The sequence below is a fragment of the Streptomyces sp. NPDC004610 genome (assembly GCF_040609715.1).
Classification (GTDB): domain Bacteria; phylum Actinomycetota; class Actinomycetes; order Streptomycetales; family Streptomycetaceae; genus Streptomyces.
The window spans coordinates 1-23,393 of the sequence record NZ_JBEXLA010000070.1; the positions used below are offsets into that span (position 1 = coordinate 1).

20 protein-coding genes are annotated in these 23,393 nt (G+C 71.1%); 7 read left to right on the forward strand and 13 right to left on the reverse strand.

Annotated features, from left to right (window positions below; genetic code table 11):
* Positions 1-319 precede the first annotated feature (319 nt).
* The 3 genes from ABZX40_RS40465 (at position 320) to mobF (ending at position 8,130) form a co-directional block, all read left to right on the forward strand.
* Positions 320-2,215 (forward strand): UvrD-helicase domain-containing protein, encoded by a 1,896-nt coding sequence (locus tag ABZX40_RS40465; protein WP_355750728.1) that lies wholly within the window; start codon positions 320-322, stop codon positions 2,213-2,215.
* A gap of 382 nt (positions 2,216-2,597) precedes the next feature.
* Complete coding sequence (locus ABZX40_RS40470) at positions 2,598-3,761, forward strand: hypothetical protein (RefSeq protein ID WP_355750730.1); 1,164 nt, start codon at positions 2,598-2,600, stop codon at positions 3,759-3,761.
* Positions 3,762-4,014: 253 nt separating this feature from the next.
* Positions 4,015-8,130 carry a MobF family relaxase gene (gene mobF, locus ABZX40_RS40475; protein WP_355750733.1) on the forward strand — a complete coding sequence of 1,372 codons (4,116 nt, stop codon included), beginning with the start codon at positions 4,015-4,017 and terminating at the stop codon, positions 8,128-8,130.
* Positions 8,131-8,287: 157 nt separating this feature from the next.
* On the opposite strand, the gene ABZX40_RS40480 is transcribed toward mobF, so the two are convergent.
* From ABZX40_RS40480 to ABZX40_RS40525, 10 genes are all read right to left on the reverse strand, one after another.
* Entirely contained in the window at positions 8,288-8,551 is a 264-nt protein-coding gene (locus ABZX40_RS40480) for a hypothetical protein (RefSeq protein ID WP_355750735.1), read from the reverse strand.
* Between the two features lie 80 nt (positions 8,552-8,631).
* Complete coding sequence (locus ABZX40_RS40485) at positions 8,632-11,196, reverse strand: hypothetical protein (RefSeq protein WP_355750737.1); 2,565 nt, start codon at positions 11,194-11,196, stop codon at positions 8,632-8,634.
* 738 nt (positions 11,197-11,934) lie between these two features.
* Positions 11,935-13,590, reverse strand: a complete 1,656-nt coding sequence (locus tag ABZX40_RS40490; protein WP_355750688.1) for a DUF2637 domain-containing protein — start codon at positions 13,588-13,590, stop codon at positions 11,935-11,937.
* 235 nt (positions 13,591-13,825) lie between these two features.
* Positions 13,826-14,020, reverse strand: coding sequence for a hypothetical protein (locus ABZX40_RS40495; RefSeq protein ID WP_355750691.1), 195 nt, complete (start codon positions 14,018-14,020; stop codon positions 13,826-13,828).
* A gap of 323 nt (positions 14,021-14,343) precedes the next feature.
* Complete coding sequence (locus ABZX40_RS40500) at positions 14,344-14,508, reverse strand: hypothetical protein (RefSeq protein ID WP_355750694.1); 165 nt, start codon at positions 14,506-14,508, stop codon at positions 14,344-14,346.
* Between the two features lie 92 nt (positions 14,509-14,600).
* Positions 14,601-14,861, reverse strand: coding sequence for a hypothetical protein (locus ABZX40_RS40505; protein ID WP_355750696.1), 261 nt, complete (start codon positions 14,859-14,861; stop codon positions 14,601-14,603).
* A 244-nt stretch (positions 14,862-15,105) separates the two neighbouring features.
* Entirely contained in the window at positions 15,106-16,032 is a 927-nt protein-coding gene (locus tag ABZX40_RS40510; RefSeq protein ID WP_355750698.1) for a hypothetical protein, read from the reverse strand.
* The gene (locus ABZX40_RS40515; RefSeq protein WP_355750701.1) at positions 16,029-16,520 is read right to left on the reverse strand and encodes a hypothetical protein; all 492 of its coding nucleotides are present in this window, start codon (positions 16,518-16,520) and stop codon (positions 16,029-16,031) included. The genes ABZX40_RS40510 and ABZX40_RS40515 overlap by 4 nt, the downstream gene beginning before the upstream one ends.
* Positions 16,521-16,537: 17 nt before the next feature.
* Complete coding sequence (locus tag ABZX40_RS40520; protein ID WP_355750704.1) at positions 16,538-17,107, reverse strand: hypothetical protein; 570 nt, start codon at positions 17,105-17,107, stop codon at positions 16,538-16,540.
* The gene (locus tag ABZX40_RS40525) at positions 17,104-17,460 is read right to left on the reverse strand and encodes a WhiB family transcriptional regulator (RefSeq protein WP_355750707.1); all 357 of its coding nucleotides are present in this window, start codon (positions 17,458-17,460) and stop codon (positions 17,104-17,106) included. Before ABZX40_RS40525 ends, ABZX40_RS40520 begins: the two co-directional genes overlap by 4 nt.
* 215 nt (positions 17,461-17,675) lie before the next feature.
* On the opposite strand from ABZX40_RS40525, the gene ABZX40_RS40530 reads away from it, so the two are divergent.
* The 3 genes from ABZX40_RS40530 to ABZX40_RS40540 all read left to right on the forward strand — a co-directional run bounded on the left by ABZX40_RS40530 (position 17,676) and on the right by ABZX40_RS40540 (position 19,101).
* Complete coding sequence (locus tag ABZX40_RS40530) at positions 17,676-18,458, forward strand: GntR family transcriptional regulator (RefSeq protein WP_355750710.1); 783 nt, start codon at positions 17,676-17,678, stop codon at positions 18,456-18,458.
* 122 nt (positions 18,459-18,580) lie between these two features.
* Complete coding sequence (locus ABZX40_RS40535; RefSeq protein ID WP_355750713.1) at positions 18,581-18,853, forward strand: hypothetical protein; 273 nt, start codon at positions 18,581-18,583, stop codon at positions 18,851-18,853.
* A complete protein-coding gene (locus tag ABZX40_RS40540) occupies positions 18,850-19,101 on the forward strand; it encodes a hypothetical protein (protein WP_355750715.1) in 252 nt (83 codons plus the stop codon). The genes ABZX40_RS40535 and ABZX40_RS40540 overlap by 4 nt, the downstream gene beginning before the upstream one ends.
* Positions 19,102-19,647: 546 nt before the next feature.
* On the opposite strand, the gene ABZX40_RS40545 is transcribed toward ABZX40_RS40540, so the two are convergent.
* The 3 genes from ABZX40_RS40545 to ABZX40_RS40555 all read right to left on the reverse strand — a co-directional run bounded on the left by ABZX40_RS40545 (position 19,648) and on the right by ABZX40_RS40555 (position 22,345).
* Positions 19,648-19,956 (reverse strand): hypothetical protein, encoded by a 309-nt coding sequence (locus ABZX40_RS40545; protein WP_355750717.1) that lies wholly within the window; start codon positions 19,954-19,956, stop codon positions 19,648-19,650.
* On the reverse strand, positions 19,956-20,708 hold the full coding sequence (locus ABZX40_RS40550) for a ParA family protein (RefSeq protein WP_355750720.1): 753 nt from the start codon (positions 20,706-20,708) through the stop codon (positions 19,956-19,958). The genes ABZX40_RS40545 and ABZX40_RS40550 overlap by 1 nt, the downstream gene beginning before the upstream one ends.
* 1,313 nt (positions 20,709-22,021) lie before the next feature.
* Positions 22,022-22,345, reverse strand: a complete 324-nt coding sequence (locus ABZX40_RS40555; RefSeq protein WP_355750722.1) for a hypothetical protein — start codon at positions 22,343-22,345, stop codon at positions 22,022-22,024.
* 250 nt (positions 22,346-22,595) lie between these two features.
* Here ABZX40_RS40555 and ABZX40_RS40560 point away from each other — a divergent pair, with 250 nt between their 5' ends.
* Positions 22,596-23,276, forward strand: coding sequence for a hypothetical protein (locus ABZX40_RS40560; RefSeq protein ID WP_355750725.1), 681 nt, complete (start codon positions 22,596-22,598; stop codon positions 23,274-23,276).
* Positions 23,277-23,393: the final 117 nt, after the last annotated feature.

The following is a 23,393-nucleotide window of genomic DNA, read 5'->3' on the forward strand; positions in this document are numbered from 1 at the left end:
CCACAACATCCCACCTACCAGGGACTTCGCGGGCAATCTACCTAGATAACCCGCGTTTCCCCTGCCCGATGGTCCGTCAGTTTCAGCCAATATCAGACACTTTGTGCATTCTGATTGCGAGCGTCCCCCTGTTTCGTCACACTCGGCGTGCGTGACGTTTGGACTGGTTGGTGATCACGGTGGTCGCCGGGAGAGGTGCGGAGGGTCGGGCTTGAGCGAGGGATCGCTGGCGAAGGTGTGTGGGGCGCCCGGGTGCGGGAAGCGGCTGGAGTCGAGGAAGGGGGGGCGGCCACGGGCGTTCTGCGGGTCGGGGTGCCGGATGCGGGCGAAGCGGGCCCGGGAGCGCGGAGGAGTCGAGGAGCTGCGGGCCGCCGCACGGGCCGCCGTGGAGGAGCTGGATCCGCTGGCGGCGGGGGAGTCCCTGCGGCTGCTGGGGATGGACCAGGAGGCGGAGCTGCGGGAGGTGATCCGGCACGCCCGCGCCGCACGGACGGCGCTGGACGCGATGTGGGCGGCGATGGGCGCGCATGTGGCCGGCCGCCACGTGGATCTGACGGCGGTACGGCTCGGCAAGACGGTGAAGCCGGAGCCGAGGAAGCCCAAGCAGCCCACGACCGTCACACCCGAGCCGGTGACGGAAGTACCGGAACAGGCGCCGGTGGATCCGCCGGGCAGGACCGGGAGCACGGTGACGCGGGCGGCGGCCGGGCGGCGGACACGGCCGGGCGCCCTACGGCCGACCCGGGAGCAGCAGGCCGTCATCGACGCGTGTGTGAGCGGTGAGGACCTGGTGGTGGAGGCCGGAGCGGGGACCGGCAAGACGACAACACTCCAGATGGCAGCGTCGGCGATGCGCGGCCGTGGGCTCTACCTCGCGTACAACCGGGCCATCGCGCAGGACGCGAAGCGGAAGTTCCCGGCCGGGACGGACTGCCGTACGGCGCACTCGCTGGCGTGGCACGCGATCGGGCGGGACTACCAGGGGCGGACGAAGATCCGGGTACCGGCCCGGCGGACGGCGCAGTTGCTGCGGCTGACCGAACCGCTGCGGGTGACCGAGGACCTGGTGCTCGCTCCCGACCAGCTCGCCCGGATCGCCGCCGACGCCGTCGACACGTTCGCGCACTCGGCCGCCGACGAGGTCGAGGTGGACCACGTGCCGACGGTCGAGGGAGTCCCGGACGGGGCGATGTACCAGCTCCGGGCCCACCTCCTGCCGTACGCGCAGCGACTGTGGTCCGAGACCCGGACCCCGGACTCCGAGCACCGGTTCACCCACGACTACTACCTCAAGATGTGGGCACTGGGCAGGCCGGACCTGGGCGTGGACCACCTGATGCTCGACGAGGCCCAGGACGCGAACCCGGTCATCGCCCATCTCGTCCAGGCGCAGCAGGCGCAGCGGATCGCGGTCGGCGACAGCGCCCAGGCCATCTACGGATGGCGGGGCGCGGTCGACGCGATGAAGAACTGGCCCGCGAAGAAGCGGCTGATGCTTCAGCAGTCGTGGCGGTTCGGCCCGGCCGTCGCCGAGGAGGCGAACCGCTGGCTCGTCCAGATCGGCGCGCGGCTGCGGCTGAAGGGGAACCCGGGCAAGCCCTCGGTGGTCGGGCCGCTGTCGGCACCACGGGCGGTGCTGTGCCGGACCAACGCCATGGCGGTGGCGAGGGCGATGCAGGCGCTGGAGAAGGACAAGCGCCCCGCACTGGCGGGCGGCGGGTCCCAGATCAAGGCCCTCGCCGAGGCCGCGCTGGACCTCCAGGCCGGGAAGCCCACGAGCCACCCGGAGCTGATCGCGTTCTCGAACTGGGCGCAGCTCCAGGACTACGCCTACAACGAGGCGGGCGGGAGCGACCTGAAGGTGTTCGTCCGGCTGATCGACGACCAGGGCGCGGACGAGGTGGTGAAGGCGATGAACCGGCTGGTCTCCGAGGAGTACGCGGACATCGTGCTGAGCACGGCGCACAAGGCCAAGGGAAGGGAGTGGTCTTCGGTGCAGATCGCGCACGACTTCCCGCAGCCGGCCGAGCGGGACGGGGTGCCGGGGAAGATCCGCCGGGACGAGGCGATGCTGGCGTACGTCGCGGTGACCCGGGCGATGGACCGGCTCGACAACGCCGGGCTCGCGTGGCTGGACGAGTTCGACGGGACGGGCGACGCCGGTTACGACTCCCTCGCGTCCGTCCTCAACAACCCCGGGCGGTACCGGGACTGACAGCCCGGTAGCAGCACGGCCCCGGAAGGGATCGTCACAGCGCGCCGCTGTGACGATCCCTTTTCCGTTCGCCCTGCCCTCCGGCAGCCTTGGCCACGGGCCCCGCATTCCGATCACCCGCCAAAGCCCATTCAAGGCCACGACAGCCATCAAGGCCCACTTACCCCAGGAATACTCATCATCCGTCAGAACGCCACACAGCGAATCTTTGCAGCTCACAGTGCATTACAACTCGCTTCATGAACTTCAACTCTCGTCATGTGTGAGTTGAATTGCATTATTGATGTGAGTTGGATACCCTCAGCAAACAGGCTGGAGGCGGGCGCCGGGGTCCGCCTCGCCACGCAAGACCACCTTGATCCCAGAAGAGAGCGCGGGGCCGATGACCGTCGAACAGCAGCCCACCGACTGGCTGAGCCGGAAGATGGCGGAGGGAAACACGGCCGACTGCCGGTTCCCCGACTGCACGAACGAGCCCGAGCAGCGGCGCCCGGGGAAGTCCGGCCCGCCGCCGGCGTTCTGCCGGGAGCACAACAACCCCGGCGACAGGCAGCGCGCCTACCGCGCCGAGAAGGCCGAGCAGCGGGAGCGGGAGGAGGCGGCCGAGGCCGCCGAGCAGGACGGCGTCCCGGCCGAGCCCGTTGTGCGTGTCCTGGCCCGCCGTGCCCGGGAGCAGGCCGTGCTGGCGGAGTTGCTGCCCCGTGCCCTCGCCGCGCTCACCGCGCTCCAGGAGGGCGAGCAGGCGGCGGCCGATGCCGATGCCGTCACCGACCACATCGCCGGGGTCGAGCGTGCCGCCGACGACCGTGTCCGTGACGCCGACGCGGCCCGCAGCCTCGCCGACAGCCAGGCCGCCGCCGCCCACGGCGGTTTCCAGTGGGCCCTGTTCACTCTCGCGGCAGGTCTGGCCGACCGTGATGCCACGTACGCCGAGGCCGCCGCCGCACTGCGCGAGGCGGCCGACGCTGATGTCCATGCCACCGCCGACCGCAGCGCCCTGGCCGAGTTGGAGACGCGCCACCAGGAACTGCGCGACCGGTACAGCGAGCTGACCGGGAAGCACCAGACACTCGCCGGGCAGCACGAGCAGCTCGCCGGGGCGCACCGCGTACTGGGGGAGGAGCACCGGGACCTCACCGGCCGGGCGGGGCGTCTGGAGGGTGAGGTCGCCGCGCTGACGACCCAGGTGGGTCAGCTGGCCTCGACGAACACGGAGCTGGAGGGAACGGTGCGGGCAGCCGCCGACGACCTGGCCACGGCCCGCGCTCAGATCAGTGACCTGACCACCCGGGCAGACGATCTCGGCGCGCAGGTCACCGCGCGGGGCGGGCAGCTCTCCGCCGAGCGGGAGGCGCACCGCAAGGAGCTGGCGGACACCGTGGCGACGGCCGCCGAGACCCTGGCCGGAGCGAACGCCCGTGTGGGCGACCTCCGCCAGCAGCTCGGCGCCGAGCAGGCGAGGCGCGAGGCCGAGCACCAGGCGCACCAGCGCGAGCTGACCGAACTGCGCAGCCGACTGAAGGAGCAGCAGACCGCCACCCCGTAGGAGCCAGACCCAGGGACCGTCACACCATCCAGGCGTGACGGTCCCTTTTTGGTGAGCCGGGGATCAGCACCTACCGTCGAGAGACCGGTCTGCAATCTGCATCCCTGGCTGAGGATCAAGATCAAAGACAAGGGAAGCACGAAGGGGGTTCCCCTGTGGGGAACCCCGGTACGCCGGGAAAGACACAAGAGCACAAACAGGGACACAACGCGCAACACGGGGACACAGGGACACGGGGGCAACGGTGGCGTGGGTGACGGCGATCCGGGAGGACGAGCAGGTCGAGTACCGGCTGAAGAGGCAGGCCGGGTGCACGGTCGTCGTCGCCGAGGACGTGGTGGAGGAGGCCGCCGATCCGGCGCTGGAGTACCGGCTGCGGGAGGAGAGCGACTCGGCGCTGGTGTGGATGGGGAGCGGTCTGGCGGCGGTCGGGCTGACCGAGGGCGCCTCGCTGGACGAGGAGGGGAAGGCTGCGGCGCGGCGGCTGATGGCGGGGTGCCACCCGCAGACGGGGGCGCGTCTGATCCGGTCCCGGACGTCGGTCCGCGCGCACGAGAAGGCGAAGCTGACGACCGCCCGCTTGATCGAGGCGATCGAGGCGGCGGCCGAGGAGAAGGGCGTGACGGCGGTCGGGTTGCTGGAGGGGAAGCCGAAGCAGCAGGCTCTGCTGGAGACCCAGCGGCGGATGGTGCACCGTCAGGGCGAGCGGCACCGGATGCAGGTGACCACCCTCCACAAGCTCGCGCGGGCGGCCGGGCTCGACCTGGCCGACGTGTACGGCGTGGCCGAGCTGGCGGAGGCATGGGAGCACAAGGACCGGCGGGTCGATGACCGGGTACGGGGCTGGGACCTGGTGCTGGACCTGCCCAAGAGCGACAGCGTCCTCCAGGGCCTCATGCCGGAGCTGGGCGAGCGGGAGTTCCGGGACCTGGTGCACGAGGCGAAGCGGGACACCCTGCGTGAGGTGGAGCGGTGGGTCGGGTACGGGGTGGGTTCGGAGGACGGGCAGCCGGTCCGGCTCGCGGCCGGCGGGCTGCTGGCGTGGTCGGTGGAGCACCAGTCGGCCCGGCCCATGGGCGACGGACTGCCCGGGGACCCTCACCTCCACATCCACGTGACGATCGCCAACGTGGCTTTGTGCGAGGACGGCGAGTGGCGGTCGGTCGGCAACTCCGGGCAGGACCTGTACCGGCACGCAGCTGCGGCGGACGCGTACTTCAAGGGCCGGGTGCGGGCGTTGGCTCACGAGCGGTACGGGGTACGGCGGGAGAGGTCGGAGCGGACCGGGGCGTGGGAGGTCGAGGGGATCCCCGAGCGGGTGCGCGACCTGTTCTCGCGGCGGCACGGGCGGATCGTGGAGCTGGCCGGGGACGAGTCCGGCCGCCAGGAGCGCGACCGGGCCGCCGCCGAGACCCTGCGGGCCAAGCACGGGGCCGACGCGGCGGAGATGCGCGGGAGCTGGCGGCAGCGGGCCGAGAACGCCGGCGTCGACGTCGACGCGATGGTGGCCGCCGCCGCACCCGGGCCGCCCGGCCCGGACGGGGGCGTGGGGGTCGAGGGACCCGGGGGCGGTCCGCGGGTGCCGCCGCCGGACATCGCGGCCGTGGCCGCCGCGGTGTTCGATCCGAAGACGGGGCTGACGTCGTCGGAGAAATTGTTCTCCCGGGCGCAGCTGCTGGCGGCGGTCGGCAACGCGCTGGAGTTCGGGCTCGACGGGACGCCCGGCCGTCTGGACGCGGTCGCGGACGACGTCCTCGATCTGGCCGGGTATGCGGTACGGGTACCGGACTTCGGGTCGACCGTGATGTCCTCCACCGCCCGGTACACGACCCAGGACATCCTCGACGCCGAGGAGAGCGTCCGTACGGCGGCGCTGGACCGGTACGACAGCAGCACCGCCCGACTCACGGCCGACCAGGCCGCCGCCGCCGTCGACGTGTTCGGGGTGGCGGCGGGGTTCGAGCTGTCGGCGGAGCAGCGGGCGGCGGTGACCCGGGTCCTGACCGCCGGGCACGGGATCGACGCGATCGTGGGCGTGGCCGGGGCGGGCAAGTCGACGCTGATGGAGGCGTGCCGGATCGGGTGGGACGCCACCGGGACCACGTACGCGGGGGCGACGATCGCCGCGGTGGCCGCGCAGCAGCTGCGGGACGCGTCCGGCATCCCGGCCCGGACGGTGGCGTCCTGGATCACGGAGATCGAGACGGGGGAGGGGTTGCGGGGCGTCGACGTCCTGGTGGTGGACGAGGCGACGATGGTGGACGACCGGGCCGCCGCGGTGCTGATGGCCGAGGCGGCGCGCACCGGGACGAAGGTCGTGGCGATCGGCGATCCGCAGCAGTTGCAGGCGATCGGAGCCGGCGGGTGGTTCCGCGAGGTCCACCGCCTGGTCCACGGGCTGACCCTCACCGAGAACCGCCGCCAGGAGGACGCCGCCGAACGCGCGGCGCTGGACGTGTGGCGCACCGGTGACCACGAACTGGCCCTGCGGATGCTGGCGGACGGCGGGCGGGTGCACGCCGCCGAGACGGCCGACGAGGCCCGGTCCCAGATCCTCATGGCGTGGGACGAGCTGCGGCTGGAGAGGTGGCCGGACCCCCAGGACCTGATCCAGCACCTGGTGGTGCTCGCCGCCCGGAACGCGGATGTGGACGCACTGAACCTGGGGGCGCAGCAGATCCGTCGTCTGGCCGGGGAGCTGGGCGCCGAGCACACGTACGCGCTGCCCGGGGGCGACAGCCTGACCCTGGCGGTGGGCGACATCGTGCGGGTCCGGGAGAACGACTACCGGTCCCGGCGCGGGCAGGGGCCCGACATGCTCAACGGGTACCGGGCCGTGGTGACCGGGGTGGACGAGGCGCACCGGGTCGAGATCACGTGGCAGGTGAAGGACGCCAAGGGGCCGGGCGGACACCGCAGCGAGTCGGGCTGGGTGACCGCGGAGAAGGTCAGCGGCGGTGCCCTGTCCCTCGGTTACGCCATGACGATCGCCGCCTCGCAGGGGCTGACGTGCAACACCAGCCTGTTGTACGGGCACGGGGCGAACGCGTTCGCGACGTACCCCGGGATCACCCGGGCCCGGCGGGAGAACCACCTCTGGCTCCCGCTCGCGGTCATCGAGGACGAACAGACACAGGCACGCCTCGGGGCAGCCCGCAGCGAGCGGGAGCGGCTGGAACGGGCCGTGGACGCGTTTGCGCGGTTCCTCGGGCAGTCCCGGCCGGACAGCATGGTCTCCGACCTGCTGCTCGAACCGCCGGTACCCGCTCCGCTGCCGGTTCAGCGCGACCTCGCCGCCGAGGAGGCACGCGCCGAGTCCGAACGGCGGCTCGACCGGGCCAGGATGGCGCGGGCAGCGCGGGCGAAGTCGGTGTCGCTGTCTGCTCGGCAGTCGCACGACGAGGCCCAGCGCGAGGAGGAGACGGCGCGTGCGGAGGCGAAGGCGAGGAAGCTGCTCGCCCAGATCCGGGCCGGGGCCGACGAGCGGGCGGTCCCTTCGTGGACGCAGCGGCCCTACGGCGATCTCTCCATGGAGTCGCTGAACTGGAGGATCGCCGAGGGCGACCGGGGCGCCGTCGACGCGGCCCAGGCCGCCGTCGCGGCGGAGACCGAGGCCCGCGAACTGGCCGCGCGCCTCGACCTCGAACGGGCCACCGGACAGCCGACGCGGGGCCAGACGTACGCGGCCGAGGCCGGTGACGTGCTCGACCAGGCGGAGAAGCAGATCGCCACCGCACGGCAGTACCTCACGGCCGCCACCGCCGCCGCGGAGGGCGCGGAGAGCCGCACCCGGATCCTGGCCAAAATGGCGGAGCACGAGGGCAAGAGCCGCCTCGCTCTGCGGCTGGCCAGGACCTCGCTGAAGGAGCACCGCAAGCTGACCAACCGTCTGTCACAGGAGCGGGACGAGCAGCTGACCCTGAAGCGCGACGCCGAGCAGGACGCCCGGACCGCACAGGGGGAAGCATGGGACCTGGTGCGGCAGAGCGGGTTCGCGGAGGCGTTCGGCGTGGTACGGCAGCAGGTACCCGACCACATCGAGAAAGTGGCCGAGCGCCTCGGTGAGATGCGGACCAGCACCGAACGGCGCGGCCACAACATGGACAAGCGGGACCACGACAACGTGGGCCGGACAGCCGCAAGAGCAGGGGAGTGCCGCAGGTCCGCCGCCATGTTCCGCGCCCAGGCCACCAACGCCCGCGCGGAGAAGGCCCTGCGCGTCACCATCGCGGAGAAGTACCCAGCCCTGCACAGCCGGGAAGCCTCCGGCCGTGAGAACCGCCAGCAGGCGCAGCAGACCGCCCAGCAGCAGGCCGCCCCCGCAGCAGTACCGGACCAGCCTCAGCAGTCTCGGGGGCTAAGCATGTAGGTACCGAAGAGACGTGACTCTTGCGGTCCATCTACCTGCGCCTTTGCGGGGAATCTACCTAGATAACCCGTGTTTCCCCCTTTCAGGAGACTGCACTTTCGTCACTCGATCTGTCTGTGACGTTTTGCCGTGCGGCACGTCCTATCCGGGCGGCGGGTCAGCTGGTGTCGGTGGCGGGGTGGGGGACGTCGACCGTGATGCCGCCGCGGGAACCGACCTTCCACACCAGACCCCAGGACTCGACCAGCGCGCGGACTGCGTCGTGGCCGCCGGTCTCCAGGGCGGTGAGGATCGCCGCGTCCCTGCCCCGGAACTCGGCGGGCTTGGGCCCTTGGTCAGGGTCACCGACGACTTTGGCGTACCACGCCTCTTTTGTGATCTTGATGTTCTGGCCGGGCGGCTTGCGGGTCTTCGGGGCCATCGGTGTGCTCCTGGCGCTGGGGGAATGGTCAGTGTGTGAAACGGCGTAGAAGGCACAGGTGTTGCGGTTGCGGGGTGGGATCAGGAGGTGGTGAAGGGGTCGCAGAGGAGGTGGAGGGGTTCGGGGAGGCCGGGGTTGACGGGGGTGTCGCAGACGATGCAGAGGGTCTTGGTCGAGTCGGTGGTCGCGGAGTCGGCAGCGGTGGTGGTGAGTTCGCGGGCGACGGGTCGGCCAGCGGCGCGGCGGGCAGCCTGGGCGGGGCGTGCGTAGTCGCGCGGGGTGACGCCGAGAGCGTTGGCGTTGCCCTCCAGCTCCTCGGGCGTCTCCCACCGCGTGCGGGGGCGGGGGGTGCGCTGGGGGGGAACGACGCGTTCGCCGTCGGTGAGTTCGCCTGTGGTGGTGTCGAGGCTCTCGCCGGGGCCGTACATGTCTGTGCCCCAGATCAGGCCCCAGGATTCGAGGAGTTCGCGGACGGCAGCGCGGGCGGCGTCCTCCATGTCGGTACCGGTCTCGATGGCGTGGTCGGAGGCGACCTTGACCGCGACGCGGACCTGCCCGCGGCGGCCGGGGTGGGCGGCGACCCTGGTCTTCCAGGGGTCGGGGACGACCTGCACTAGGACGGCCTTGACCTGCTTCTGGTCCTCTTCGGCGAGGACGTCCTGGGCGTCGCGTTCCTCGCGGCCGGTGAGACGTTCGAGGCGTTCACGCACGTCACCGGCCCACGTGAGCATCCGGGAGCCCTTGGTGGCACGTTCGTACTCGCGCCAGAGGCCGAGGGATTCCTCATCGCCGCCGAGGGCCAAGCGCAGGAGTTCCATAGCTGTCCGGCCGTCCTTGCGGCCGGTCTTGTTGTCACCGCGCAGCAGCTCGTTGCCGAGCGCGCGGGCGCGGGTGGCCTGGCCGATCTCCTCCCGAATGTCGGCGATCAGGGAGTCGGCGTCGGCCTGGCCGCGTGCGTCACCCTTGGCACGGGCCCGGTCCCGGGCGACACGGGCGCCCTTGAGCCGTCGGGCCTGGTCGGCACTGGGTCGGGCACTGCGCGAGACACGGTCGACGGGACCGTCCCCCGGGGGCTTCTCGTCGTCCCGGTCCTGGACCTTGACGAGGTATCGGGCGAGGTCAGCGGCCCCTTCGGCTCCCCGCCGGGCGGGATCGACCTTGACCCCGTGCTTGCGGGTCGGGCGCCCGAGGCCCTGGTGCTTGCACTCGGCCTGCCAGCGGACGTACAGCTCGGTCTCGATCTCCTTGGCGATGTCGTCGGTGACGGGCTCCTCGAACCACACGACCGCGTGAATGTGCGTGTGCCAGGCGTTGGCCCTCGAATGGGTGACCTCAAGGGCCCTGGTGACCCCGACGATGCCGTACTCCTTACGGAGCTTGCGCCACCACCGGCTCTGAAGCATCCGCCGCCACCCGTCGGCAGTGCGCTGAAGCTGCCCCCGCCTGACCTGGGGGTTTCCGTTCTCGTCCTTGACCGGCTTGCCGTCGCGGTCGAGGACCTGGCGGTCTTCGAGGACGGCGTACGGGCCGTGGCGGGACGTGAGGGTGGCCATCGCCATGCCGTGGCCTTTGTGGGTCTTGCCCTTGTCCGCCGGGTCCCCGGTGCAGAGTTCGGCGTCGTGCTCCATTCCCCAGGCCAGCGCGTACATCTCCATGAGGTTCGCGCGGTCCGCACGGATCACCGGCATGCACTCCGGGCACGACCAAACCGACCCACAGCGGAAGAGTCCGGCGAATCCCCCGGCGCCGTCGGCCTTCTGAGTGACGGCCACCGCCCCCGAGACCGCATCCACGCCGCACCGCTTCAGCGAGAACAGGGTGGTGATGGCGCGCGCCTCGTCGAGGAGCCGCATCCGCTTCTGAAGCTTGTTGTTGCGCTGCTCGTACTTCTCACCCAAATCGGGCTTTTCGGGCCAGTTCTCGTGATCGTTCTGGTGCGGGTGTTCACGCAGGTCACAGGGGGTTTCTGCCGTCGAAGCGGCAACGCTGTTCTCTGCTTTCCCAGGCGACCCACCGTCATGGCCCGGGACGGGTGCCGCACTTGCTGTTTCGTGGTGGCCGGGGGGGGTGGTGCGGGCCGTCTGGCGGCCTCCGCAGCCGCAAGGGCACGGGGTCGCCCCGGGGGCGCCGTTGGCCTTCTGGGGGGCACGTAGAGCTTCCTGGGCGCCCTTCGGGTCGCGGAAGCGCCTCATGGACTCGGCGAGTTCCTGGGCGGCGCCCTCGCTGAGGCGGGACGCCGCCACCGCGGCCCTGAACTCTGCGGCAGTCTCGGCGCGCTGGGCGCGGGCTGCGCGGATCTCGGCAGGGCCGGGCTGGTCGTCGTCGGTACGACGGGGCGTCAGCAGTCCTGCGGAGATGAGGGCCTGGGAAGTCCAGAACGCGGCGCTGGCGTAGGTGGCGGACGCGACCTTGCCGAGGACCTGGGTCTCGTGGCGGGCGGCGCGGGCCTCGCGGCGGCGCTGAGCGTTCGAGCGGTGGGCTCGGTTGCCTTCCAGGCGGCTGCGGTCGGCCGCGTTCTGGTCGCGGTCGGCGGCGGGCGGCTGGACGGGGGAAGCACTTTTACCCGGCTCACTGGCCGGGTTTTTCCTACTTTGTTCAGTTGTGATCGGTGTTGCGGGACGGCGTGTCCCGGGTACGCTGGTCAAAGCGTTGGGTCCTTACAGTTCCGCCGGCAAGCGAACAGTGGTTAGGGACTCACGTGGGGCGATTCCGGAACTCTCACATCCCGGGTCGCCCCGCTTTATTTTGTTGTGCTGGCGATCATGCCGTATTTCTCGATCAACGGCGAGTGTGCCGCCACAGTTCCGCGAAGGTGTCACCGAACTGATGCTGCGTCGGTGCTCAGGGACCAGGTTCTCCACCAGGTCGAGGACGTCGTCCCGGCCGGTGACATCGAGGATGTAGCCGCAGGCGCAGGCGAAGACCGCGCGCGGCGGTTCGGTCCGGATCCAGAGGCCCGGCGAGTCGGGCGTCGGGCGGAGGTCGACGGACTGGCGGGGTACGGGCACAGCAGCTCTCCTAGGCACCCCCGCGCCTGTGATCATCGTAGTGCCGGTCTCCGACACCGCGGGTCCGCGTCGCATGTCACCCTCCCCCGTCCCTATATGGACGGAGTGACCCCGTGATCCGTTACACCCCGCGCGCGTGCGTAGGACGGTCTCACGAGTTCCACGAGCGCCCCTTCTCGCAGGTGAGCGGCGTGGGCCGGGGTCTCATCGCGACGGCGCGGGGCAGTTTCCTGTTGGGGCCGTTATCGGCCCGTCTGTGCGTCACACTGGTCTGTACGTAAGCGGCCCGGATCTGTTACGCCTGGGCCAGAACACGGCAGAGGCCGGGACGCTTCCTTCGTCCCGGCCTCCGTCGTGTGCGAGTTCGGGTGTCTGCTACTCGTCGGTGAGGTCGGGGTCGTAGGCGGTGCGGTGGTCGTAGCCGCGGACGATGAGGCCCTTGGCCTCCTTCGCGTACTCGGAGGCGGTGCCCTCGCTGGAGATGCCGATGGCGGCGGCGACGTCGGCGTTGGTGACGGTGGACGTCGTCCGGATGAGGTCGATGATCTGGTCCGGGGTCAGTCCGGTCCGGTCGGAGGTGACCGAGTCGAGGAACAGCCGGGCCGCGACGCGGACGCGGCGCTGGCGCTGGCCGAGCCCGGAGATGTCCTCGGCCTCCTTCGCGCGCCGGAGGATCTGCGCGGTCTCATCGCGGACTTCGGCCGCCCGGCGGTCGGCTTCGGCGGCGAGCCGGTCGGCTTCGGCGACCTTCGCCTTCGCTTCGGCCGCCTTCGCGTTCTCCACCTCGGTGTTCGCCTTCGCTTTGGCGGCGGCCTGGTTGTCCTCCTCCGTCTTCCGCCATGCGGCGGCCTCCTTCGCGGACTCCTCGGCGATCTTCGCGCGCGCGGCCTTCTCCTTCGCCCTGGCTTCGGCGACCTTCGCGGACTCCCCGGCGGCGTCCTCTTCGGCGGCCCGGCGGGCTGTCTCCTCGGCGGCGCGCTGGGCGGCGGTAGTGGCGGTGGTGGCTTGGATCTCCGCCGTGGCGACGGTGGCCTCGGCACGGTGCACGGCGGCGCGGGACTGGCCGTCGACGGTGGCCCGCAGCTCGGCCAGCTCGCCCTGCTGGCGGGTCTGCTCGGCTTCCTTCTCCAGGGCGTCCATGCGGGCCTGGTGGGCGTCCTCGCGCTCCTGGCGCTCCCGCTCGCGCCGCTCGGCGTCCTCCTGCTGCCGGCGGTCGCGCTCCCGCTGCTGCGCGGCCCGTTCCTCGTCGCGCTGCCGCTGCTGCTGCTCCTCGTCGCGCTGCTGCACGGCCCGCCGGCGAGCCTCCTCCTGGGCCTCCTCCTGCTCCAGCATCTCGGCGGGGATGGCTCGGGCCCGCTCGACGCTGACGCCGTACGGGGCCAGGAGGGCGGGCATACGGTCCAGGACGGCGGCGCGGGCGGCCGGGGTGCCAGTGGCGTACCGGGCGCGTTCCTTCTGCCAGACGCGGTACACGGCCAGGTCCCGGACGAAGACCCGCGCGTCGGGGTAGGTGGCCGGGTAGCTCTTGGCGTGCTGGTAGATGCGCCAGGTCACACGGAAGTTGAGGGCCCACTCGGCGAGGGTGAGTGCCTGGTCGACACCGAGGCCAGCCTCCAGCCGCGCGGTACGGGCGATGGCCCAGCGGGCGACCTCGGTGAGGATGACGTAGGCGATCGGCATCATGGCGTGCCCCAAGAGGCGGCCGAAGTCCTGTCCGAATGCCTCAGAGAGGGTGGGCGTGCCGGGCATGCCGTCGGCGGCGGCGGAAACGTTGAGCGCGATGGTGACGCCGGTGAGGGCGTGGGCGGTCATCCGGATCCAGGGGCGGGCCATCTGCCGCCAGGCCAGGACGAGGTCGGCGGTGTAGAGGGCGACGATCAGGCCGTCGACGCCGATCGGGAAGGCATAGGACTGCCAGCCGGTGAAGCCCCATTTGATGGCGGCGTCGCGCAGCGCCCCGTACGAGAGCGCGAACCCGGTGGCGGCGGCAGCGAGTCCGGACAGGACCGCGACGACGGCGAGCGGGATCATCAGGCGCCTCGTCGCGGCGGAGGTCCGCGAAGCCGGAGCCGGGGTCAGCGAAGGTCCGGCCGGAGTCGGCGAAGGCGGGGGCGGAGTAGGCGAAGCGGGGGTACGGGGCTCCACCACCATGGTGGTCACAGGGTCCTCCTGAGTGGGTCGGGGGGGTCGGTGAGTGCCCCGGGTCGGAGTCGATCCGACAGCATCGCGCTTCCCCACGTCGAGCGCGGGGTCCGGGGCGGGGTGTTCAGTCGAGCTTCGTAACCTCGAAACGGCCGGTGCCGATGAGGCCGACGGGGAGGTTCAGGCCCTCCTCGATGTCGGAGAGGAGGGCGAGGAGGATCCGTTCGGGCGCGGCGTCGGCGGGGGCGTCGACGGTGCCGGCGAGGGACCGTTGGGCGCCGTCGTGGTCGACGTCGTAGGTCCAGGCCCAGGTGCTCATGGGCCCTCCTAGTGGGGCGTCGGAGGATGCGGGCGGGGGGAATCCGGGGGCGAGGAAGGGGTACGCCCGTCGCGCTGGTGGGGCTCCGGCCTCAGCGGGAGCGGGGGCTTGTCGGCGGTCATCAGCGGCACCCCGCGCAGTACTGGGACGAGGTGTCGGACTCGAACCAGTCGCCGCACACGCAGCACTGCCACTGGTGCGCGAGCACCAGGAGGTGGCGGAGGAGAGTCACCGCGCCTCCCCCGAGTACCGCTGGGTCCAGCCGCCGCACTTGGTGCAGATGAGCTTGTCGCCGTCCTGCTGCATGGGCCGTCCGCAGTGCTTCATCGCCGACCACCCTCCGGCTGCTGCGGGGTGCCCGGGATGGGCTTGACCGGCTCGGGGAACCAACCGCCCCGGGAGGACTGGTAGGTCGGGCCGGTCTCCTGCTCGTCGGCCGGGAGCCGCTTGCGCAGCTCGTCCTGGGAGATGGTTTTGCGGAATGCCATGATGGGCCTCCGTCTCGTGTTCGCGGGATGGAGGCCGGATCACCCTGTCTGCTTGGCGGTAGGAAGGGCGATCCGGCCGTATTTGTTCTGGTTCATGCCAGGAAGCGGAACCAGGTGACGATGGCGAGGGTCCCGAAGACCACGGTCACGCTGACCGCCCTTCGGAAGGGTGTCGCCAGGAACGGCGGCTGCGGGGGCAACGGCGGCCGGGTCGGCCGCTGGATGCTGTCGCCGTCCGGGACGCCTCCGGCATGGACGCGATCGCGGTGCTTCTGCCGTTCGGCCTCGGCCTCACGGCGGGAGGCCGCGGGCCAGGTGGTGCGGCACTGCTCGCACCGGTAGCTGTACGACACTCGCTGTGCTCCTCCGGGTCAGGGGGGTGGATGTCGTCCAACCCTCTCGCCCGGACCGGGTGTCAGGGGAGGTAGCGCACCTCGACCTCCCTGGCCATCGCCTGCGGGTTGCCGGGGTTCTTCCAGCGGATCGGGATCTTGGACATGGGGTCTCCTCTATCGGGATCGGGTGGTGCGGTAGGGGGTAGGTAGGCGGTAGGTAGGAAGTAGGTAGTAGGCGCTCTGACCTGCGGGAACTACCCGGCTACCCGTGCCCCTGGGAGGGGGCCCGGCGGGGGGTCGGGGAGGGGTTGTCGGCGGCCCCGGCGGAGGGCCCGGAGCCAGCGCTGGCGGGGGCGCCGGACGGGGTGCTAGACGGGGCCCCGGCGGGGGGCTGAGGAGGCACCAGGGAGAGGCCCCGGGCGGACCCCTCCCCGACCGGGCCGGCGGGGGTCTCGGGGAGGTGCCGCAGACGGACTCCGTCACGGTTGCGCTGGCGCCCGTCGAAGAACAACTTGAAGTTCTCGACGTGGATGCTCCAACGGTCCGTCAGCTGGGCCTTGAGATCGGCCTTCTCCCAGCCTTCGAAGAGGGGTTCGGAGAGGAGGTCGTCAAGATGCGCTCCGCTGTGCTGGTTGCGGGCTGCGACCTCGCGGACGAGGCGAACGACGTCCTCGACGGCGATCTCCTCGGGGGCGTGTCCCCCGGCCTGCTCGGGCTCGTCGTCGTCCTGGCACTCGTCCTCGACCATCGGGTCGGTCTTAGCGATCTTCGGGGCTTCGGCCTTTTGCTGGGGATTGCCGGTAGCAGGGGCGTACCGCTTGGCGACGACGCAGCCGCAGACGGCTGCGATGGTCGGGACGAACGGGGTGTAGGGGCCGGTGATGCCGCTGATGGCAGTCCAGATGGCGGGGAGTCCGTAGTACGCGCCGACGCAGACTCCTCCGGCCCGGGTGACGCCCTCCCAGATCCATCCGTCCTGGCGGACCCAGCCGATGCCTTGTCCGACGAGGACTCGGGTGCCCGCCCCTACCCCGGCGAAGGGGGTGCGAAGCTGGGCGCGGGTAGGAAGGTAGAGCCGCAGTTCAGCGAGGAGTGCGGTGGCTCGGCCCGGCTCGGCGACGACTTCGAGGTGCGGGCGTTCCATCTGGTCGTCCTGGGGTGTGGCGGGGGGCAGGTGCTCGGCGCTCACAGCAGGTTCAGCTTCCCTGCCAGGAGGAGCAGCAGGAACTCCGGCAGGCCCCAGATGCCGCCCGCGGCGGAGAAGATGCCCGCCATGAGCACACCGAGGAAGGCGGCCCATCCGGGGCGCGGGGCGCGGTAGTAGAGGAACGCGGAGAGGATCAGGGCGACGCCGCCGAGGCCCGCGTGCCCGAAGGCTCCGCCGGTAAAGATCGAGGCGAACCCGTTGCTGATCTCCTTGCCGACGGTCCAGATGGACCCGGCGGTGATGTAGAAGGTTCCGGCGACCAGGCCCATGGCCGACGCCTCGGTACTGTTGATCCTGCGGCGCTGCTTGCCCGCCTTCTTCCCCTCGGCGGCCTTGGGCTCCTTGATTCCGGAGTAGAGGGCGACGGTGAGGGCAGTGGCGATGGCGCCGGCGCCGACGGAGCCAAGGAGCCTGCCCCCGACGGAGAAGGTTTCGGCGGCCATCTGGACGTACTGGGCGTGCTCGTACATCGGTCCTTCTCTCCTGGTCAGAGGGTGGAGGCGGGGGCGTAGAGGGCGAGGGCGGTGAGGGCGGAGGCGAGGGGGATGCGGGCGACCCAGTCGAGTCCGACGCGCCAGTGGCGCGTTCGGCGGTCCCAGAAGGCGGCGATGCCGAAGCAGATGCCGCCGCCGAGGACCAGGGCGGCGCTGATCGAGTAGTCCCGGCCGCAGTCGGCGATCCAGCCGCCGATGGTCGGGACAAGACCGAAGGCCCATCCCGCTCCGGCAGCGCCGACGTTGTAGAGGAACCGCTTGGTGCCGTCGCTGAGCGAGGGCTTCGGGACGTCGACTGTGGGGGTGGGCCAGTACCCGGGCTGGGGGATGAACCAGCCGCCCGGGGACGGCTGGTCCTGCTCCTCCGTCTCGGCCTCCGTCTCGGCCTCGGGCTCCGTGTCGGGCTCGTCGGCGGCGGGCGGCGCGGGGGCCAAGTCGTCGTGGGCCCAAAGCCGGTCGAGCCAATCACCCTCCTGCTCGGCGGGCTCCTGCTCGTCTCGGCGAGGTTCGGGAACGAGGCTGGTGGGCTTGTCCGTGGACCACCACGGGGTCATGGCACTCACAGCAGGCCGTCCTTCTGGAGAGCCAAGTACAGGGCGCGGCGCTCGGACTGGCGCAGACCGGCGCGGACTCCCCTGATCTGGAAGACGGTCGGGGTCTCGCGCATCTCCCGGACCAGACAGGCCAGAACGAGCGTGCAGCCGGTGCACAGATCCATCGCCCGACGCTCGGCCTTGAAGGGCGCGACGTTCAGGCCGGAGCTGTCGTCCGGGAAGAAGACCTCGGGGTCGGTGGTCTGGCACGGACCCACGGCGTCCGGGTCTAGGCCGCGGAGTGCGCGGCTGGCGAGCCGGTAGCGGACGACCAGCTCGTCGGTGCCCGGCCGTTCGGTGTGCTGCGGTAAACGTGCAGGCATGGCTATCCCCCCTCAAGCATCGGTATTGGGTGGAAAAGGGCAGAACAGACCCTGTCCGCACCGTTTCCGATGCCGGATCTGTGGCTACACAGATCGTGCACCCTGGGTGCCGTGAAAGTCAACTGTGCCTACACAGATGCAGGTCACGGGGAGGGGCGATACCGTTCAGGAGGACGCGACTGCGTACACACAGATGCGATGAAGGAGAAGCCGAGATGTCCTCGACCCTCTATGAGGAGACCGCCGCGCGGCTGCGCGAGCGCATCGACGCGGGGGAGTACCCACCGGGCAGTCGTTTCCCCTCGGTGCGGACGCTGGTCACCGACCTCGGCGTCAGTGACGCGACGGTCCGCGCGGCACTGCGGATTCTGGAGTCCCAGGGCCTGGTAAAGACCCGTTCGAAGTCGGGGATCGTGGTACGCGAACGGTCCGGCCGGCGGAGGCTGACCCGGGCCTCCCAGATCAGCCACGACGGGAAGATCTACCGGTTCCCCGCCGCCGCAGCCCAGGGCGAACCCTGGGTTCCGCACGGCCAGCCCCACACCTCCGAGGAGCCCGTACCTGCGGACATCGCAGAGGTATTCGGCCTCGAACCGGGAACGCCCGTCGTACGGCGCAGGAGGGTGATGTCGCCACAGGGCGAAGACCCCTGGGATGTGATCGACACGTGGATCCCGCCGCACATCGTGGCCGTCGCGCCGAAAGCCGCCGAGGCCGTGACCGGCCAGGGCGGGTACCTGGCCCGCATCGAGGACACCGAGCACGGCCCGCTCTCCTGGGAGGAGACCGCTCGGGCCTCGATGCCGTCTCGCGAGGAAGCCGACCTGCTCGGCATCTCGCCGCTCATGCCAGTGATGCGGATCCTGCGGGTGGGGACGTCCGCACTCGACGGACGCCCCGCCGAGTGCTCCGCCTACGTCATCCCCGCCGACCGGGTCGAGATCCACAGCGCGCTCACCCGCGGGCCGTCCGCCCGATGGCCAGTCACCTACTCCTGACCAGCGCGCCGACCAAGGCCCGTGCTCCCCGAACGGGGGGTACGGGCCCTCGTTCGTGCGAGGGCCGCACCCCGGCCTCCGGGGCGGGCGTACCGTGGGTGGGAGAGGGAAGGGAGGCCCCCGTGGAGGCCAGCAGCTCACCGAGTTGGACCGCGTTCGTCGACGGCGAGCCCGTCGAAGTCCCCGCCACGATCGCGGGCATCCGGGCCCAGCTCGACCCCGACCGCCGGGCCGAGTTCGACGAGGTCGTCTCCGCCACCCCGGCCCAGGACCTGCACCGTGTCCTCGCACTCTGGGCGCTCCCCGACGCCGCGTGGACCCAGATCAACCAGGATTTCGAGCGCCTGGAGGCCGGGGACCACCGCGGCTTCCACCCCTCGGAGGACGTCGCGTGACCCACCAGTACCGGATCGAGTACGCCGACGCCGCCCGCGCGGCACTCCGGGCGATGCCCTCGGCCGCCCGCTCCGCCTTCGAGGCCGGGATGAAGAAGGTGGCCGCCGACCCCTACGGCCCCGGCACCGGCCCGGCCAACAGCCCGCGCGAGCCGGACCGCCGCTCGGCCACCGTCGGCTCCTACATCGCGGTGTACTACGTCAGCCGCCCCGTGCTCACCATCACCACGGTCCACATCATCGGCTGAACCCTCAGGTCAGCACACACGGCCCGTACCCGTCGACGGTACGGGCCGTTGCCATGTGCGACCCGGCCAAGTGGGGCGGCATCCCGCCGGGGTTTACATGGCCAGCCGGACGCCGACCGCGGGCATCGCCGTTGTGCACGTAGCCCAGGGCTCGCGGGGAGGGGTAGGGGTGCCCTGCGGGGGCCCGGCCGCCGTCCGCCGCACGGTCACGGGGCCCGGACCGTACCCCCGCCGTCACGGATACCGGCGCGTGAGGCGAACGCACCGCCCGGTCGTCGCGGGCGGGGAGCAGCAGCTGCCGCGATGTGGCGCGGACCGTGTCGCTGATCCCAGCGCCGACCGCCCATCTGTGGCCGGCCGTCCGGCTCTCCGCCGTTCCGGAGTCGAGGGCGAGCACCAGGCCGACGACGACCACCACCGCCCGCCCCGGCAGACCAGGGGCGGGCGGGTTCATGTCACGTCCGTATCACCTTCGTGTCACCCCACTGGCCAGTGGGCCGGGCTATCTGACCTGGGGTGATACCCGTCGCAAGGGTGCGAGACGTATCACTGGTGCGAGGAGTGCGAGCCGTGCGACCTGGTCTTGGCGAGGCGGGCCTGAACGCGCGGGCCCTGGGCGACGGCGGCCTCGAAGAGCGCGGCCACGACCTGGTGCTTGGGGACGCGGGTGGCGTGGTGGATGTCGTCGACCATCGCGGCGAGCGCGTCGGCGGCCTCCGCCGTGGTGTACCAGGAGCGGCGGGTGGTGGCCGCGGCCTTCTTCGCCCGCCGGTCCCGGGCGACCACGTCGGCCGTCACCTCGACCGGCAGCTCGTCCTCGTCGTCCAGGCCGTCGAAGTTCGTGGGGTTGACCATCACTTCCCCTTCCGCCGCGAGCTGACCATCCCGACCTCCCGCAGCAGCGCGGGGACGTCGAGGAAGTCTCGCGGCACGTGCTTGTACGCCCGCTGGTACGCGACCCGCTTCACCAGCTCGGTGTCGCACACCGGGTAGACCCGACGGGCCTTCCCCGTCTCCGGGTTGATGCCGCCCTTCGTCAGCTCCTCCCTCGCCTCCCTCGGGAGCGAGGTCTGGTGGTCGGTCCGGGACAGGACGACGTACCCCTCGAAGCCACCGACCGTGTTGTCCGCCGCCGCGAGCTTGGCGATCTTCCACGCCGCGGGCAGCTTCTCCGTCTCGCTCGGATCGGCGCCGACCGGGGCCAGCAGCCGGTGAGCCCGCGTCAGCGCCGCCTCGAACACCGCGTTGTTGCCGCCGCCGACGTCCGCGATGATCTCGTCGTTGTCCGCACGGAGGTCGTCGATGTGCTCGTCGATCTCGATCAGCGGGCACCGGCTGACCGTGATCGGCCAGTCCCTCCCCGCCTTCAGCGCGTGCTGCTGCCACGCGTACGCGGTCTGGCTGGTGGAGTCCCCGTCGACGACGTGCACCTTCCGCTTCTCCCGGACCGCGAGGTACAGCGCCGACATCATCGCCAGGCGCGTCTTGCCCACCCCGCCCTTCGGCAGGCCGACCACCGTGACCGACGCCCCGCCGTCCGCGGTGCCGACGGACGCTCCCTCCCGCTCGTCCTCGTCGTCGCCGACGTCCCACCGCGCACCCGCCATCGCGCACCTCTCTCCCGCCCTCCCGGGCGCCGCTGTCCGTGACCCGGAGCCTAGACCTCTCACCCGTGCGAGCCGTGCGACACCTCGCCCTCCACGCACCTCTCGCACCCGTCGCACCTCTCGCATAACTCGCACACGTGCGAGCCGTATCACTCCAGGTCAGCAGGGGGAACAGCCCAGAAATCGCCTGACCGTCGTCCAGGGGGCGCCCAATGTCCGTAAGCCTCCGTGGCCACGAGCACAGGCGACTGCGGGTGCTCCGGGGTGGTCAAAAGCAGCAAGCAGCGGGGGAGGGGTGCCCGGGTGGAGGCCGGTTCACCGCCGTTGCGGGCCGTCCGAGGCGCGGACCGTACCCCCGCCGTCAGTACCGCAGGCGCGCGAGGCGACCGCACCGCCCGGCCCTGGCTGAGGGGGAGCAGCTGCTGCCGCGATGTGGCCGAGCCCGGCACTCTCGCTCCACGCTCGCCCACGTATCGCGGTGGCCGAGCGTCCGGCCGCGGACCGTCCGGGGCCCGAGGCCAAAGCCCCTCCGGGGGGCCACCGTCCCAGAGAGAGGGGCCCTACCACTTCCCTACGGCGCTCTCTCCATGGCGGTGTGCTGGCCTCGGGTGCGGTCTGGGCCGGCGGGACCTCCCCCGTCACCCCCTCACTGCTCGCAGGCCGGTGCGGGGTTGAAGGGCACCCACCCCACCGTCCCGAAGGCCGCGTGGGAAGCTGCCGTCGTGACTCGACGACCTCTCGGCGAAGGCCAGAACATCCCGGATCCGGTTCGTGACCCCCGTACACGCACCGCCGCTGAACGCGCCGCGGACGGCATGTGGGTGGCAGAGCAGCAGCAGGAGGTGCGGCGAGCACAGTCCGGGGGACGTCGGCAGCTCGGGACGGGTGGCGGCACGGACCACCAGGAGCAAGAGCAGACCATCGAACGGCCATGAGGGAGACAAGGGATCGTCACAGTGGGGCACTGTGACGATCCCTTGTCCGTTCCCCCTTGCCCCCTCCAGCAGCCCGAGCCGGGCCCGCATCCCGATCACCCATCAAAGCCCGCTCAAGGCCACGACAGCCATCAAGGCCCACTTACCCCAGGAATACTCATCATCCGTCAGAACGCCACACGGCGAATCTTTGCAGCTCACAGTGCATTACAACTCGCTTCATGAACTTCAACTCTCGTCATGTGTGAGTTGAGTTGTATTGCTGATGTGAGTTGGATGCCCTCGGCAAACAGGCTGGAGGCGGGCGCCGGGGTCCGTCTCGCCACGGACGGGCCCACACCGGCCGAGCCCGTCTCCTTCGGTGGGACGGGGCAGGGGTCATCGGGTGGCCGCGAGGGTGATGGTGATGCGGGCGCTGTGGGGTCCGCCGGGGCGGTACGTGCGGGTGCCGTGCAGGCCGGTCTCCCCGTTGGCCGCCAGGCGGACGGAGAGGACGTCGGCCCACCGGACGATCAGCGCGGCGCGCTCCTCGTACGGCGCGGGCCCGGCGGCCTCGCCGTGCAGGTCCCCGTCCGGGCTGATGGTCCACGTCAGGGCGGCCCCGGTCTCCGGGTTGTCCACCAGGATGGCGAGCAGGTCCAGAGCGACGCGCTGGCGGGGGTGGTCGGCGCGGGCGAGCAGTCGGGCGGACGGGTTGGGCATGTGGATCTCCTCCGGGGTCTCGTGCGGGGGGTGGTGAGCCTCCGTCAGTCTGGCTCCTGAGAAGGAACGGGGGCGCGGTCTGCCCTGAACCTCCAGCCAGCAAGCCAGAAAGCCAGCAAGCCAAAGAGCAGAAATGCCAGCTAGCCAGTACAGCCAGCATGCTGGCAAACCGCACACCCGATCGGCCAATCTAGGAGGATTACCCGTGAAAGCCCAGATCATGAGTGCCGATATGGCTACCATCGGGGGCATGAAACAGTTTGTTGTCGCCGTGGAGCCACAGGACAAGAAGAGGCTGAAGCAGGTGCTGAAGGTGGCCACGAGGACCGAGGAGCGGTGGCTGGAGGACGCGCGGGAGCAGGCCGGGCTGGAGTTCCTGCGGGGGAGGGCCGCCTCGATGGCGCGGGCGCGGATCCGGGAGGAGTACAACCGGATGCGGGCGCAGGGGAGTCTGCGCGGGACTTGGGGCCTGGTGATCACCCCGGGAGTACAGGCGGAGCTGAAGGCCCGGAAGATGCACCGCGCCTTCGACCCGGTCCCGGCCGGGCACACCGGAGCAGCCGGACGCAGGGTAGGTGCCGGCCCCCGCCACTACGGCCGTTCGTCCGAGGAGGACGAGACCACCCTCACCGAACGGCTCGCCGTCGAACTGGCCGACGAAGTCGGCGAGCAGCTCGTCCGCGCCTGCCACTGGACCAGCGCGCCCATCGTCGACGCGCTGTGGGCATGGCAGCAGAAGTGGGGTGACGGACCCGAGGTCGAACTGCGGGAGGCCCAGCGCCAGGGCATGACCCCCGGATGGCTCGCCCTCTTCGCCGCAGCCTCCGCCAGGCCCGCCACCGCCGACGCCCTGCTCGAAAAGGCCGTACTCCAGGACCAGATCGTCACCACGGGCGACATCATCCGCGCCGCCATCCAGCGCACCATCTGACCCACCCACCACCGCAATCCCCCCACAACATCCCACCTACCAGGGACTTCGCGGGCAATCTACCTAGATAACCCGCGTTTCCCCTGCCCGATGGTCCGTCAGTTTCAGCCAATATCA

Coding starts and splice junctions, on each gene's coding strand:
- ABZX40_RS40465 (WP_355750728.1), top strand. CDS start 320: ATGCGGGCGAAGCGGGCCCGGGAGCGCGGAGGAGTCGAGGAGCTGCGG.
- ABZX40_RS40470 (WP_355750730.1), top strand. CDS start 2,598: ATGACCGTCGAACAGCAGCCCACCGACTGGCTGAGCCGGAAGATGGCG.
- ABZX40_RS40480 (WP_355750735.1), bottom strand. CDS start 8,551: ATGGCCCCGAAGACCCGCAAGCCGCCCGGCCAGAACATCAAGATCACA.
- ABZX40_RS40490 (WP_355750688.1), bottom strand. CDS start 13,590: ATGATCCCGCTCGCCGTCGTCGCGGTCCTGTCCGGACTCGCTGCCGCC.
- ABZX40_RS40495 (WP_355750691.1), bottom strand. CDS start 14,020: ATGAGCACCTGGGCCTGGACCTACGACGTCGACCACGACGGCGCCCAA.
- ABZX40_RS40500 (WP_355750694.1), bottom strand. CDS start 14,508: ATGGCATTCCGCAAAACCATCTCCCAGGACGAGCTGCGCAAGCGGCTC.
- ABZX40_RS40515 (WP_355750701.1), bottom strand. CDS start 16,520: ATGTACGAGCACGCCCAGTACGTCCAGATGGCCGCCGAAACCTTCTCC.
- ABZX40_RS40525 (WP_355750707.1), bottom strand. CDS start 17,460: ATGCCTGCACGTTTACCGCAGCACACCGAACGGCCGGGCACCGACGAG.
- ABZX40_RS40530 (WP_355750710.1), top strand. CDS start 17,676: ATGTCCTCGACCCTCTATGAGGAGACCGCCGCGCGGCTGCGCGAGCGC.
- ABZX40_RS40545 (WP_355750717.1), bottom strand. CDS start 19,956: ATGGTCAACCCCACGAACTTCGACGGCCTGGACGACGAGGACGAGCTG.
- ABZX40_RS40550 (WP_355750720.1), bottom strand. CDS start 20,708: ATGGCGGGTGCGCGGTGGGACGTCGGCGACGACGAGGACGAGCGGGAG.
- ABZX40_RS40555 (WP_355750722.1), bottom strand. CDS start 22,345: ATGCCCAACCCGTCCGCCCGACTGCTCGCCCGCGCCGACCACCCCCGC.
- ABZX40_RS40560 (WP_355750725.1), top strand. CDS start 22,596: ATGAAACAGTTTGTTGTCGCCGTGGAGCCACAGGACAAGAAGAGGCTG.